The 15,319-nt window shown below is 27.6% G+C and carries 10 protein-coding genes; 8 read left to right on the forward strand and 2 right to left on the reverse strand.

Translation table 11 applies throughout. The features are described 5' to 3' along the window. The first annotated feature begins 16 nt into the window (after positions 1-16). The 6 genes from LRB30_RS02650 to LRB30_RS02675 all read left to right on the forward strand — a co-directional run bounded on the left by LRB30_RS02650 (position 17) and on the right by LRB30_RS02675 (position 7,100). Positions 17-565 carry a 50S ribosomal protein L25/general stress protein Ctc gene (locus LRB30_RS02650; RefSeq protein WP_231018866.1) on the forward strand — a complete coding sequence of 183 codons (549 nt, stop codon included), beginning with the start codon at positions 17-19 and terminating at the stop codon, positions 563-565. 4 nt (positions 566-569) lie between these two features. After that, positions 570-1,136, forward strand: a complete 567-nt coding sequence (gene pth / locus LRB30_RS02655) for an aminoacyl-tRNA hydrolase (RefSeq protein ID WP_231018869.1) — start codon at positions 570-572, stop codon at positions 1,134-1,136. Further along, complete coding sequence (tilS, locus tag LRB30_RS02660) at positions 1,136-2,458, forward strand: tRNA lysidine(34) synthetase TilS (protein ID WP_231018885.1); 1,323 nt, start codon at positions 1,136-1,138, stop codon at positions 2,456-2,458. Before pth ends, tilS begins: the two co-directional genes overlap by 1 nt. Continuing rightward, complete coding sequence (gene ftsH, locus LRB30_RS02665; protein WP_231018893.1) at positions 2,455-4,383, forward strand: ATP-dependent zinc metalloprotease FtsH; 1,929 nt, start codon at positions 2,455-2,457, stop codon at positions 4,381-4,383. Before tilS ends, ftsH begins: the two co-directional genes overlap by 4 nt. Positions 4,384-4,393: 10 nt before the next feature. Further along, complete coding sequence (locus LRB30_RS02670; protein ID WP_231018900.1) at positions 4,394-5,875, forward strand: hypothetical protein; 1,482 nt, start codon at positions 4,394-4,396, stop codon at positions 5,873-5,875. A gap of 118 nt (positions 5,876-5,993) precedes the next feature. Further along, on the forward strand, positions 5,994-7,100 hold the full coding sequence (locus LRB30_RS02675; RefSeq protein WP_231018902.1) for a thymidine kinase: 1,107 nt from the start codon (positions 5,994-5,996) through the stop codon (positions 7,098-7,100). Here the strand turns inward: LRB30_RS02675 and LRB30_RS02680 are convergent. Continuing rightward, on the reverse strand, positions 7,097-7,729 hold the full coding sequence (locus LRB30_RS02680; protein WP_231018904.1) for a hypothetical protein: 633 nt from the start codon (positions 7,727-7,729) through the stop codon (positions 7,097-7,099). The two genes, LRB30_RS02675 and LRB30_RS02680, sit on opposite strands and share 4 nt — an antisense overlap. A gap of 13 nt (positions 7,730-7,742) precedes the next feature. Further along, on the reverse strand, positions 7,743-8,351 hold the full coding sequence (gene tmk / locus LRB30_RS02685; protein ID WP_231018918.1) for a dTMP kinase: 609 nt from the start codon (positions 8,349-8,351) through the stop codon (positions 7,743-7,745). An 80-nt stretch (positions 8,352-8,431) separates the two neighbouring features. Here tmk and LRB30_RS02690 point away from each other — a divergent pair, with 80 nt between their 5' ends. Further along, positions 8,432-12,832, forward strand: coding sequence for a translocation/assembly module TamB domain-containing protein (locus LRB30_RS02690; protein ID WP_231014363.1), 4,401 nt, complete (start codon positions 8,432-8,434; stop codon positions 12,830-12,832). Positions 12,833-12,849: 17 nt separating this feature from the next. Continuing rightward, positions 12,850-15,315: an outer membrane protein assembly factor BamA gene (gene bamA / locus LRB30_RS02695; protein WP_231014364.1), complete on the forward strand. Its 2,466-nt coding sequence runs from the start codon at positions 12,850-12,852 to the stop codon at positions 15,313-15,315. Positions 15,316-15,319 lie beyond the last annotated feature (4 nt).

The following is a 15,319-nucleotide window of genomic DNA, read 5'->3' on the forward strand; positions in this document are numbered from 1 at the left end:
CATTAGGAGTTTTTTGGTGGAAAATAGCAGGATTTTAAGTTGCCAATATAGGTCAAGTTTTGGATCTTCTAATGCTCGCAGAATAAGAGCTAAGTGTGAAATACCGGCTGTTGTTTACGGTCAAGGCAATGGTGTTTCACACTTAAGAATTAAAAGTAGTGAGTTTAATAAGAAATTTGCAAAATTTACGGATAATACTGTCTTAATATTAGATGATGGCAAGCTTGAAAGATGCGTTTTTGTTAAAGATGTCGCAGAAAATATTGCCAGCAAGCTTATTTATCATATTGATTTTTACGAAGTAGATAGGGATGTTGAGCTTGAAAAATATGTTCCTATTAAGTTTATTGGAGCTTCTATTGGGGTTAAAGAGGGTGGAATTTTGACTGTTTTAAAAGAGCGGGTTAGGGTAAGGTCTTTGCCCTTGGATTTGCCAGAATTTATAGAGCTTGATTTAACTCCTATTAATAAAGGGGATAGCGTTCTTCTTAAAGATCTTGTGTTGCCTTCTAATGTTAGGCTTGCAGAAAATGACGAGAATTTGGAAGTTGTTATTATAAAGTGATTTTATGGGGTTGTTGATACTTGGATTAGGAAACCCTGGATTGGAATTTTCTTTAACTAGGCATAATGTTGGTTTTTCTCTTTTGGATAGAATTGTTTCTAAAAATGGCCTTTTTTTAAAAAGAAAAAAAAAATATGAATATTCAGAATTAAAAATGATTTCTGGAAGTGTAATTTTGGTTAAGCCATTGACCTATATGAATCTAAGTGGGTCTTTATTTCCTTCAATATTTTCAGATTTTTATATGTGTATAAATAATTTATTAGTGGTTCTTGATAATGTTGATCTTCCTTTGGGAAAATGCAGGCTTAAAGAGCGAGGTGGCGTGTCTACTCATAATGGTCTTAGGTCAATTTCAAGTGTTCTTGGAAGCTCTAATTATAGTAGACTTTATATTGGGGTTGGAAGCAACGTTATGTGCGATATAAAGAGTTTTGTTCTTTCTAGATTTCGCAAGGATGAAATAGATAGGCTTGAAAAATTGTATGATTTTTTAAGCGATGAGCTTATTGATATTAGCAAAGCTAATTTTAAAAATAAGGTTCAAAAAATCAATTCTAGTAATTTTTAATGCATTTTTTAGACGATAATATACAAATTAAAATAGATAAATTTTATAAAAAAAACTCTTTAAATAAAAATCGGGTTATTGTTGCTTTTTCTGGTGGGGCTGATTCTACAGCTTTGCTATTGAATTTAAAATATTACTTAAGCAATAATGTTGTTGCATTTTATTTTGCTCATTTTATTAGATCTGATAATGAACAAAATCAAGAGATAGAGCATGTAAAGGGGTTTTGCGATCTTTACAATGTTGCTTTACAAATTAAAAAATGTGATATAGATATAAAAAGTGAATCAGCTAGGTTGGGAGTATCTATTGAAGAGCTTGCAAGAGAATGCAGATATACTGCCTTAGGAAATGCTCTTAAAGAAAATAGTGCAGATTATATTGCACTTGCTCATAACGAAAACGATCAAATTGAAACAATAATTATGAGATTTTTTCAAGGATCTTTTTTGGATGGTCTTTCAGGCATTCCTAGTGTCAATAGAAACATTATAAGACCCTTGCTTGGGGTTTCAAGACTAGAAATTGAAAATTTTTTATCTTTGAATAATATTGGATTTTTCGTTGATAGTACAAATGCTCAAGATTTATATCTAAGAAATAGAGTTAGAAATAATTTACTACCCGCTATAAAAAAGGTTTTTAAAGGATATGAAAAATGTATTAAAAGAATATCTGAATTTTCAAAGGAATTTGTGGATTATTTTGAAAAAGATGAATTTTTTCCTGTTGAGAAGGGCAAATATTATTATTCTTTTGACTTGAAAACTTTTTTAGATTTTCCTAAGTATTTGGTGTTTAGATTGATTTTTAAAATTTTAAATTCAGAAGGAATTGCAGCTAAAATTTCCTATAAAGCTCTTAATGAAGCATTTAAAGTAGAAATTAATAGAAAGAAAAATAATGTTTTGCTAAAAACCAATGAATTTTTTTTAGAAAAAAGGCATAATAAAATTAATTTGATTTTTAAAAGGGATGAAAAATTTTACAAACCTTTTGATTTTATTTTGGAAGTTGGTAAATGGCATAGTTTATCTTTAGGTAAGATTTTGTTAAAATATTTAGAGTGTAATGTAGATTCTGTATCAAGATTAAAATGTTGTTCTTATGAGTTTAGGTATAAATTTTTTAAGGATAGATTAAAAGCAAAAAAATTTTTTTCTAAGTTTATAAGGTGTAATCCAATTTATTTAATGTTGTTAGCATTAGATAACAGATTAATTGGAATTGTTGATTTAAATACTTTAAACTTAGTATGGAGTGAAAAAAGCATTCTTAAAAAAATTAGTATATCTTTGATTGGAGGGCTTTTAAAGGAATGAATGGCAATAATAATATGAATAATAATGGAAAATCTAATAACAAAAAGAAGAATAAAAATTGGATTTTAGGGCTTGTTGTTGTTTTTCTAATTTCAGCAATATTTATGTCATATTTTATAAGGGGGGGGGGGAGCTATAAAAATGTTCCTTACAGCACTTTTCAGAGTTATTTAGACAATGGTCTAGTTGAGTCTGTAGTAATAATTGATAAAAATTTGATTCAATTTGTTGTCAAGGGTTCTAACTTTGCAAAGTCTTATTTTTCTACCAGTATTCCCTATCTTGATATAAATTTACTTTCAGAACTAAAAAGTAAAAAAGTTGAGCTTAGCTCAGGAAAAAGTCAAGCTTCTCTGATTGGTGTGTTATTACAAACTTTGCCATGGATTTTATTTTTTATTTTCTTTTTCTTTATATTTCGTCAAACTCAAGGTGGTGGTGGAAAGGTTTTTACATTTGGAAAAAGTAATGCTCAAAAGTATGAAGCTGGAAAGAATAAAATCACCTTTAAAGATGTGGCTGGTCAAGAAGAGGTTAAGCAGGAGCTTCGCGAAGTTGTTGAATTTCTTAAAAATCCAAAAAAATTTGAAAAAATAGGTGCAAAAATTCCCAAAGGAGTGCTTTTAGTTGGCTCTCCAGGTACTGGCAAGACTTTGCTTGCCAAAGCCGTTGCCGGTGAAGCTGGAGTTAGTTTTTTTCATATGTCAGGCTCGGATTTTGTTGAAATGTTTGTTGGGGTTGGAGCAAGTCGTGTTAGAGATTTATTTGATAATGCTAGAAAAAATTCTCCATGTATTATTTTTATTGATGAGCTTGATGCTGTTGGTCGAAGTCGTGGCGCAGGGCTTGGCGGTGGTCATGATGAAAGAGAACAAACTCTTAATCAGCTGTTGGTTGAAATGGATGGATTTGGAACGCATACCAATGTAATTGTTATGGCTGCTACAAATCGTCCAGATGTTCTTGACTCTGCTTTGCTTAGGCCCGGACGATTTGACAGGCAAGTAACAGTTTCTTTGCCTGATATTAAGGAAAGAGAGGCAATATTAAATATTCATTCTGCAAAAACAAAGCTTTCAAAAGATATTAATTTACAGGTAATAGCAAGAGCTACTCCTGGAGCTAGTGGTGCTGATCTTGCAAATTTAATTAATGAAGGAGCCTTAATAGCCGCAAGGAATAATCAGAATGAAATTTTAATGAAGGATATGGAAGAAGCCAGAGATAAAATATTGATGGGGGTTGCAAAAAAATCCATGACTATTACTGATAGGCAAAAGCTTGAGACGGCTTATCATGAGGCAGGCCATGCCTTGCTTCACTACTATCTTGAACATGCTGATCCACTTCACAAGGTTACCATTATTCCAAGGGGCAGGGCACTTGGTGTTGCATTTTCTCTTCCAAGGGAAGATAGGCTTTCAATAAATAAGCACCAAATTCTTGATAAAATAAAGATATTTTATGGTGGTTATGCTAGTGAGCAAATAAATTTAGGTGTTACAACAGCGGGTGTTCAAAATGATTTAATGCAAGCTACTAGTTTGGCTAAAAAAATGGTTACAGAGTGGGGAATGGGTGAAGAAGTTGGTCCAATATTTTTAGTAGATGATGAAGCACCCATTTTTCTTCCAAAAGAGTTTTCAAAGGCTAAGGCTTATTCTGAGAACACTGCCGATAAAGTTGACAGAGAGGTGAAAAGAATACTTGAAGAATGCTTAAAAGAGGCGTCAGATATCCTTGTAAAGCATAAGGATCAACTTGTTAGGCTTGCAAAAGAACTTGTTTTAAAAGAAACTTTGACAGATAAAGAAGTAAGAGAGCTTTTGGGTTTTGAAGCTAATAAAGATGAATACAATTTATTTTTATCAGATTCTTCAGACTCTAATGCAAAAGGAGTAAAGGAGGAAGATATAAAAGGTTAGGTAAGTATTTATGTTTTATTTAAAGATGGGTTTCATTCTTTTTATTTCTATAAACCTATATGCAATTTCAGTTAAAGAAGATGAAGATATTTCAAGTATTCTTTTTAATGAGTCTAAAAATTTTTCCAATTTACAAAAAGGGAATGATTTAATTTATGGATCTCTTGATTTCAATTTGCTAGCTTCAGATGCTCTTTATGAGCTTTCATTAAAAGAGAATGTTGCTTTAACGGATAAAATTTATTTATTAAAAGAAGCAATTAATATTAATAAATTTAAAGTAACAGCTCTTAAAGAAGTATACGCTTATTATTTTTCGTTGCTTTTAAGACAAAATGAAAATAAGAGTATGTATGAAGAAATTATTACTTTGTATGGAAACTTGAATGAAGAATTGCAAATAGATAAAGATTTGATCTGTATGAGGCTTGAAGCTTCTGGAAGACTTGAAAGCTTTGGAGATGATTTTAAAAAAATTTTATTTAAAGCTTTTTCTTTATATGGTAATGATTTTTTATTTTTTAAGTGGTTTTTAAAAGAAGATAGATTTTTTTTTAGCATTTTTAATACTATTAGATCAAAAGAAAATTTTTTCTTTACAACCGAAAACATTAATTATATATTTAGAAATTCCAATTTTAATTATGACAATTCTGTTTCTTTGTTTTCTTTTCTTAAGGGCAAAATTAAAGAATATAATGGAATTCACGGCATTTATTTTTTAAAATACAAACTTTTAGAACCTGCTGAAGCTTATAAGGTTTTTAAAAAATTTCCACCCGAGACAATAAATGAATATAAAATGTTTTATGATCTTTTAGAGGATCCCGACATGAAGAGGAAATTTTTAGAAGATTATAAAAGTTTGTCAGGAATTTATTGCATTGATAATAAAAACAATGTTGTCATACTCAAAGATGGAGTTTTAGTAGGTATTTTTTCAGGGATAGTAGATTTTGACAACAAATTTAGTTTAAATAGCAAATATTTTAATAAAATTTATTTTAAAGATAAATCTCCAGTTTATTATGAGAATAGTTTGCTTGGCTATAAAATAAATTATTCTGTTTACCCGTATGTTGATATGATTGAGGTTCAATATCCTGATAAAAGAGATGTTTATACCTTTGCTTTGCATACTTTTAAGTGCAATCTTTTTAACAATTTGGGTTACAATTTTAATAGTCTTGGGATTAGGGAGTTGTTCTTGATTGATATTAAAGATTTTTTCATGTCAAATGCTTTAAATTTATTTTTTGAAAAAACTTCTGTTTTAGATATTAGATCAAGCTTGATAAGCAAAAAAAAATATTTTGGATCTAATTTGGTAGAAATTAAAAATTATCTGGTTGGAAGCTTGGTTTCAATTTATAGAAAAGTTAATGGTTCTAAAAAATTTAATTATATTGAAATTTATGAGAAGAATAAACTAAAAATAAAGAAAGCTTTGTTAGATGATGATGGTTTTGAAAATTATTGTTCTTTTGAATAATAACTTGAATAAAAATTTAATAAAAAATTAAATTATCAATTTTTAGGCTTTTTAATTTTAATGGTTTTTGTTGTTTTTATTTATTCAATTGAATTTTAATTTACTTTGGGGAGGATTTTTGGGTTTTTGTTTGGACTTTGCTAATAAAGAAGATACTAAATTATCAAATAGCATTGTTTCTATTAGTCATTTTGATTTTAAAGTAAAAATAAACTTAATTCTTGTAGTTGGACCTATGGGAAGTGGAAAAACAGAATATGCTGCAAAAATTTATAAAGATTCGCTTGTTGTAAGAAAAAAATCTTTCAAGGTATTGGGTAATATTATTAAAGGAAATAGAAGCAGGGTTAATGTATTTTTTATTAGAAATTTTTTAGACAAAAGAAGGTTTCAAGATTATCCAGAAAACGTAATACCATATAGAGGTGGTGGAAAAGATAAAATTGATGAAATTGGTTTTGCTAGCAACTCTTTTGATATTGAAAATTTAATAGCTTCTAATCCTAGTTGTGGTACTTTTATTATTGATGAAGCATGTTTTTATGATGAACGTTTAATTTTTGTTTTAAATAAAATTTCATTAAATGAGAATATTTTATTTATATTGCCTACGCTGCTTTATAATTTTAGAAAAGAATCTTTTAATGATACTGCTAAACTTTTGGTAGAATATTCAGACAAGATTTATAAGCTTGGGGCTTATTGTGGGCACATTGATTGCATGGAAGAATCTTTTTTTTCGTATAGGTATTATTTTTACAACAATAAAGAAATTCCAGCCCCTTATTTTGATCCTTTGCTTATTGTTGGTGGCGATGAAGATATTGAATCTGCTATTTACCCAAATTATTCTACAAGATGTTTAATGCACCATTATCTTGTAGGCAAGGAATATTTTTTTTCGTTTTTAAAGCCATTTGCTTTGCTATATTCACAAGGAGATAAAAAATTTCTTGAAAATGAAATTGTAGCGCTAAGCACCAATGTTGAAAATTCTAATTTTGCAAATTCTTTAGATAGTGAAAAAGCATGTGAATTTAGATCTGAAATTTTAAGGAATATTTTAGAACTGCCTTTTTTAGCAGAAAGAGCCCTAATAACTCTTTTCTCAGAATATAGTATTTTGAGTAAGGATAATTTTAAAGACCTTGTTTTTAAGTTTTCTTTAAATAAGGATTATATAAATAAAATTTTTTTTTCCAAAGCGGGCAAGGAGTTTTTTTAATAATAGTTTGGCCTTTGTTCAAAAAATTCTTTAGTTTCTTCAATTCTTAGTAGTTCTTTTTTAATAATGTTATAGTAATTAGGCTCTTTAAGAGAAATTTTATGATATTCATCTTCCCAGTTTGTTATTCCATCGTTTTCTAGTTTAACAAATTTGTAATTTTCAAGTTTTTTGTGGTATTTTAGTGCTTCATTGTAGTAATTAATAGCCAGTTTATATAATTTTTTTGATTTTTCTAGATTGGAAATAATTCCATTTTTTTCTGGAGTTTTGAAAAAATATAAATTTCTTGTGTCGAATAAATCTCCTAAATGTAAGTTTTGCTTAACTAGAAGCAAGTTTACATGCATTTTGAAAAGCAGTTTATATTTTTCCCACTGCTTTTTAGTTTCAATTTTAGTTAGTGAGTATTTTGGATTTCCAAATGGGTATTTTAAGGCTTTTTGAAGAAAAAATATATTTTTTTTATAGTTTTCAGAGTTTTTTTTCATTTGAGAGCTAAAGATTATATACCATTGTTCTGCATAATAAAATTTGGACGATGCATTTATCTTTACAACCGATGCTAAAAGAAGTAAAATAATTAAATTTATTTGGAAGGTGACATTTTTAAAAATATAATTAATCATATGATTAATTATATTAGAATTTTATTAGATTAAAAATTTTTTTTGCGTTTTTATCCAAATTATCTTTTATTGAATTGTCAATATAAATTACATTAATTTTTTTTTCCAGTTTTTTGAATATTTTCAAATATTTTAGAGCAATTTGTTCAAAAGTTTGATATTTTTCAAGCTCAAAAAGATCACTTTGTGTTCTATTGTTTTGTATTCTTTCATAGGCTATGTTTGGAGCTGTTTCAATAAAGAATACTTTTTCAGGTAATGGAAAATTTTTATTTAATTCATATCCTAGTTTTCCTTGATAGGCAATTGATGAGAATAAGTAGCGATCAGTTATTATTTTTGTCGATTTTGTTTTTAAAATTTCTAGTATTCCATCTTTTTTATATAAATGATCATGTCGATCTGCAGCATAAAGATATGCAAATGTTGATTCTTTTAAAGGATTTTCAAAATTCATTAATTGTTTTCTTATCATTTCTCCAACTATTCCGCTTGATGGTTCTTTTGTAAAATAATACCTTAATTCATCGTTGCAAAGAGCTTTCAATTTATTGGCGATGCTTGTTTTCCCGCTTCCATCAATTCCTTCTATGCAATAAAAGTTTTTTAATATTTTAATCACAAATATTTTTCTCTTCCTTTCTTTTGATGTCAATAATTAGGTTATCGATAATTATTATATAATAATTATCGATAGAGTGTATGAATTTATTGTTTTTGAGAAATAAGACTTTTTTATTATGGATTTTACCATTTTTTATTTTTGTTTTAATAATTTTTTCCATTAATACATTTGTTCAAGCTCAAATTTATTCTGCAAAGTTTTTTGCTATAAAATATCTTGAATCAAAATTTGGCTTTAATATTAAATATGATAGAATTTCACCATATTTCTTATCATCAATCAAGATAGACGGTTTAGAGTTAAGCTTGGATGGAAAAGATAAAATATTAATAGATATCGTTAGGGTAGATTTGAATCTGTTTAAATTAATTTTAGGTGATGAAAATATTATTTTAAATGTTTATGTTAAAGGGAGTAATTTTAATTTTGATATAAACGACTTTAGTTTATCTGGCGATTTAAATCCTAGCAGTGTCTATCCTGACAATGAAAATGTAATTTTAAATAAAATTTTATACTATCTTTATAGATTAAATATTAATTTAGAAAATATTAATATTAATATTAGGCTTAATAATGATAGTCGGTTGAATTTTAAAGTTAAAAATTTTTCTTTAAGTACCGTAGATGAAGATTTTTTATTTAGCTCTGTAGTTGATTTTAGTGCTGTTAAGGATTTAGAAATTAATTTACCGCCCGAAAGAATTGATGATGGAATTCTGGATTCAACTTTCTATTTTGAGGGGAAATTCAAAAAAGGCTTTGAGGATGGTTATATTAATTTTAGTTTTTTTGAATTTAAAACAAGTTATTTTTCTTTACTTGAGCAAGGGTTTCAAATAAATTATTCAAAAGGAAATTTAAAAATTTTTAATTTACGAAGAGAGAATTTTGATTTTAATTTAAGTTATGACAAGGCTAATGGTTTTGTTCGATTAGATGCTTTATTTTTCAATATTAATCTTTTAGATTGGATTAAGCTGAACAAAGGCTTTGAAATTTATAAGGATTATTTTGATATAAATTTAAATGGGCAATTGGCATTTTCTTATGATTTTAAGGATAAAGATTTAAGATATTCAGGAATAATAGATTCATCTTTAAATGTAGATACCATAGGTAAAGAAATTCAAGGCTTGCAGCTTGAAATTAAGGGAGATGATAGAATTGTAAGCGTTAAGAATGCTTTTTTAAAGCTTAAAAGGGGGGTTGTAAATTATAAAGGTTATTATTCTTTAAAAGATTTGCTTCCAATAGGACGTCTTAATTTTAAGTCTGCAAAAATTTTAAACTTTAACGACCTAAATGGATATTTGGATTTTAATAAAGATAAAGATATTTTTTCGGTTAAGTCTAATAATTTTAGTCTTGGAAATCTTGGTTTTCAAAATTTAAGTTTAAAAACTTATTTTTTAAAGGATAAAGTTTTTGTTGACTATGTGATTTATTTAGAAAATAAAAACTCTCAAATTTCTTTAAAAGGAGATCTTAATGATGAAGAATTTTCTTTAAGTTTAGGCATTAAAGAATTTCCTTTGCTTTTTTTAAAAGAAGTTATTCCTAGTTCTCACTTGATAAATTTTTTTCCTAAGACTTTATTTTCAGGTAAATATTTAAATTTGGTTTCTGATTTTAATTTTAATAAATTTGATTATCATAAAAATAAATTAAAAAAATTCAATTTCATGGTATTTTCGAAGTTAAACAATTTCAAATTTGTGCTTGATGCTAGTGGAGAAAAAAATTTTTACAAATCAAACAATTTTGATTTGCATTATAATGATCACAATTTGAATTCCAATTTATTTGTTAAACTATTTGAAGGTGGATTTAATATTAGCACGAATTTTTCTTATTTGAACAAAGTTTATCCTTTGCATTTTAATGTTAATCTTAAAGATAGGTTTATTGTTGCCGAATCTCCTCTTGGTATTAAATTAGATTTTAATTATTTTGATTCCAAAACAGTTTATACTCTTAATGTTAATGATTTTAGAGTTTATAATAAAACTTCTGATCTTTTAATAAATATAAATTTTAATGGGAGTTATTTAGGCCTTAATGAAGATTTGAAATTTAAAATAGACGAGTTTAATATAATAAAAGCTTCTAAGATACCTGCTTATAATTTCAATTTTGGCTTTAAGGGCTTATATGAATATGATAAATTGTACATTTCTGATGTTAAACTTGTAAACAAACTTTCAAATTTGCAAGGATATGGACAATTTAATTTAAAAGATAATTTTAATGGAAGTTTAAATCTATTTTCTAGCTTAAATTCAGAACGATATTTTTTAGGGATTAATTCCGATGAATATGGAAGTTATTTTTTGCTTAAATTTCAAGACTTAGATTTTAACAATTTTAATTCTTTATCCCTTTTAGAAGGAAAGATTAATGGTAATTTTTTGCTAAATTTAAAAAAGAATGATTTTAAAAATTATTCTTTGAGTGGATATCTTGAGGCAGATAAATTAACGTTATTGGGCGTTCCCGTTCAGTTTTCTATGAATTTGGGATTATTGGACAATAAGCTTAACATATATGACATAAAAGCCAAGCGCAATAAAAAAGAATTTCTTACTGGAAGCCTAAGATATGATCTAATCAGTTCTCTAGGTGTATCTAATATGGTTTTTAATAGTGACTTGCTTACTTATAAGTTTAATGCAAATTTTAGAAATTCCCAAAGTGGAGTTGAAGAGCAATTTGGGGTTTTGAAAACCAAAACAGAGGGCGAATTTTTATTTAGAGATATTAAATATAAAAATGAATTTTTATCCAATCTTACTATTGAATTTAGCAATGATTTTGAAAAATTTAATATGACTTCAATTGATTATGACCTTATTAATGTTTTATACCATTATGGAAGTGGAGAATATAGCTTTATTTTAAAAGATTATTTGCCTCTTAGTTTTAATTCGTCAGGCAAAATAATTAAAAATAAAATTCTTGGGAATGTTAGAGATATTAAATTTGATTCAAAAATAATCACCAAGGATTTTTTGGATTCACATTCTTTATTTAATGTTGACAATCATTTTATTCTTTACGATGTTGTTTTAAATGGTGAATTTGATATTGATGGGGATTTGTATAATCCCAATATTAGTGGAAGTTTAAATATTCAAAAAGGATCAATTAGTACCGAGTATTTAAGAGCTTCTAGGAAATTTGGTGGTGATAGGGCTTTGGAAATATTTGATGTACCAGTTGAAATTCAGGATAATAAAATCATTTTTAGCAATGAGTTTAACCTAGATCGATATTCTAAGATTTTTGTTTTTACTAGTTTAAATTTAAATTTTTTAAGTGATACTATTATTGATTATTACAAAATAGATATTAATGTAACTGGTAGAACGGGAGCTCCTATTAAATTTGACAAAATTGCCTTAAGCTTTATAGGCTATGCTTTAGGCAATTTTTCAATTGAAGGAAATGCTGATGAAATTATGTTTAAAGGCGTTTTAAATATTTCAAATGCTTGGGTTTATTCTCTTGAAAGTTCTGTGGTTGATTTATTAATAAATCCTTTCAAGCGAGCAAAAAGATTGCAAACCGTTAATATTAATTTTCTAGATTTTGATATTTTAACTGATCTTGAGATAAATTTTGACAGCGGCGTTACTTTTCATTGGCCAGATAGTAATATTTCTTTTTTACAAGCTACTATTTCAAGAGGGGATAAACTTGTAATAAAATCTGACACAAAAACAGACGATTTTATTATTAAGGGGGATTTGAATATTGCAAGTGGTTTTGTTAATTATAATAATAAAAAATTTGTCTTTAAAAGTGGTTCTTATATATCCTTTAATGAGAGTAGAGCTAAATTTGATCCATGGATAAAAGCGGAGGCTACAAATACTATTAAGGATAGAAATGATAAACTGCTTGTTACAATAAGTATTGATAGTCCTTTAAGTTTATGGAAAATTGAGTTTATGTCATTTCCTTCTAGAAATGAGCAGGAAATTAAATATTTGCTTTCAGGCTCAACAATAGAGGGGACTGAGGGAGGATTGCGATCGGCAGGGACTAATGCTGCTGAAATGGCAATTGGAATAGTGAGTGACATTGCTCTTGATTTTTTAATTCAACCCATTGAAGATTATATGCGTTCTGTATTAAACTTAGACTTGTTGAGTATAAAGACAGATATATTGAAGAATTCTATTAATAGTAATTTTTTCAAAATCGGGAATCCTACTTTTGTTGATGTTCTTGACAATACAAGTGTTAAGGTAGGTAAATATCTTGTTGAAGGCGTTTTTATTAGTGGGGGTTTTGGTTTTTTGAAAGAACAAATGTCTCCTTTTTCAAAAGATTTAAATTTTGTTGTCAATTTGGGTATTGAGTTTGATTCTCCATTTTTTTTGGTTAATTATGAGTTTGATTACAATTTTATGAAAAAAGGTTTAGATGGAATAGGAAATAATATAGGCATTTCTTGGAAATTTAAATATTAAATTGTTAAGGGGTTAAGATGGGTTCAATTAGAGGTTTGTTTTTTGTAAGTTTTTTAATATTTTTTGTTGTTTTTAGTTTTGGTCAAGTTGAAAATTACAAAGGAAAGATAATAAAGGGCGTTAATTTTGAAGGACTTAAGAATAAGAAGGAGAGAGATTTTATTAATATTTTAAAACCTTACATTGGCGTGGCATATTCTAATGAAATTTTTGATAAATTGCAAATTGATCTTTATTCTCTTGATTATTTTTCTGGGCTTATTAAGCCTATATTTAAAATGGATGGTGATGATCTTTTTATTACATTTATTGTAAAAGAAAAATCTTTAGTTAATTCTGTTTCTTTTTTTGATAGCAGTAGAGTTTTTTGGAATAGTGAGCTTGTTGAGAAGGTGAATATTAAAACCAATGAGCCTTTAAATCTTGCGAGTGTTAATAAAGGTATTGACAAGCTTGAAGAGATGTATAAAGACATGGGATATCTTGAGGTTTCTGCAAATTTTGAAATCAAAGAAGAAGAAAATTTAGTTGATATTATTTTTAATATAGTAGCTGGACCTAAATATGTTGTTAAAGGAATTGACTTTGAAGGAAATTTGAGCTTTAAAAGTAGCACTTTAAGAAAATCTTTAGCATCAAGAGTAGTGTCTCTTTTCTCAGATGGCAAATATTTAAAAAGTAATGTTGATAAGGATAAGCGTCAATTGGAGTCTTTTTATAAAAATAATGGATATATTGATGTTAAGATTATCAATAGTACTGTTGATATTAAAGATGCCCTTAGGGATTCTAAAAGGCCAGAAAAGGAAGTTTTTTTGAAATATTTTCTTTCAGAAGGCAATGTTTTTAGATTTGGAAAGCTTGAAATTTCTGGTAATTCAGTTTTTACTTTGGAAGAATTAAAAAGTTTTATTACCTTTAGTGAAGGTGATATTTTTAATGATTCTAAATTTGAGCAGGATTTTGGCAAAATTAAGGAAAGTTATTTTAAGGAAGGATATATTTTTACAGAAATTATTTCTTCACAAAAGATAAGAGGAGAATTTGTTGATTTGTTAATTAAAATTACAGAAAAGGATAAAGCTCATATTGAATCTATTAATGTTTTTAAAAATAAAAATACAGCTTCGCATGTAATACTTAGAGAGATTCCTCTTAAAGAGGGAGATGTTTTTAGTTTGGACAAGTTTAAGATGGGTATGGCAAACTTACAGCAGCTTGGTTATTTTTCAAATGTAATTCCTGATATTGTTCCAGGCAATACAGAGGGGCTTATGAAAATAAATTTAAACATTGAGGAGCGAGCAACAAGTAATTTTGGATTTGGTATGAATTTTGGAGGCAATTCAAACTCTTCGTTTCCATTCTCAGTATTTGGGCAGTGGGAGCTTTCTAATTTTTTAGGCGAAGGCTACTATTTTGCCGCAAGACTAAATTTATCTTTTTTAGAGCAGAGTCTTAGTTTGACATTTAGAGATAATTGGTTTTTTCAGAAAAGATGGACCGTTGGTGGATTTATAGATTTTTCACACTCTGTTAATACTGCTTATCAGGATATTAATGGGCCTATTTTTTCTGGCAAAAGGGAAGTTCCTGATCCATTTACAAGTTGGGAAGAATATCGAGATGCTAAAAGCTTTTCTGATTTTAATTCCATGAATTATTCTTTGCTTAAACTTGGTTTTGGAGCGTTTACCGGGTATACTTTTTCTAATTATCTTGGTAAGCAAACCCTTCTTGGTACTTTGCAAACTGCTTTAAAATATGTTTTTTATGATAATGAGGTCAACAGACCTTCAAATTATTATTTAAGAGATAATTACAAAACTTTTAGATTTGAAAATTCTCTTAGTTTGAGTGCGGCTTGGGATACAAGAAATTCTACCTCTTTATCTAATAATGGATTTTTACTTAAGCAACAGTTTGATTTTTTTGGTGGATTTTTATTTGGTCAGAGCCATTTTATTAAATCTTCTACAACCTTTGAGAGATATTTTTCTCTTTTAGGATATGAGGATGTGTTTACTCCTTATTTTGATATTATTTTAACCTTAAGAAGTGTCTATTCTAATATATTGCCTCCTCTTGGTAATGGTTTTGAAATTGAAATTCAACCCCATCACCATATAATTCTTAGTGAAAATTTTATGCAGGCTAGAGGTTGGGGGATTTTGAAAAATATTTACAGTTCTTTTGTAAATACTGTTCAGATATCAATTCCTTTGTTAAAAAATATTTTAGTTTGGGATGCCTTTTTTATAGATTTTGCTTCCTATTCTTTGGAAGGGCAAGAAAATTCTTTGTTTAGACCTTTTAGTAGTTTTGCTTTTAGCTGGGGAACTGGAGTTAGAAGTCTTTTGCCTCAATTGCCGCTGTCTTTTGTAATAGCTTATCCTTTTTATTTTGACAATAATAAAGCCAAAAGTTATTACCAATATTATTCTGGATTTAAATTTTTCTTAGGAATTGAGATGAGATATTGATTAA

The organism is Borreliella americana (assembly GCF_021043605.1).
GTDB classification, from domain to species: Bacteria; Spirochaetota; Spirochaetia; order Borreliales; family Borreliaceae; genus Borreliella; species Borreliella americana.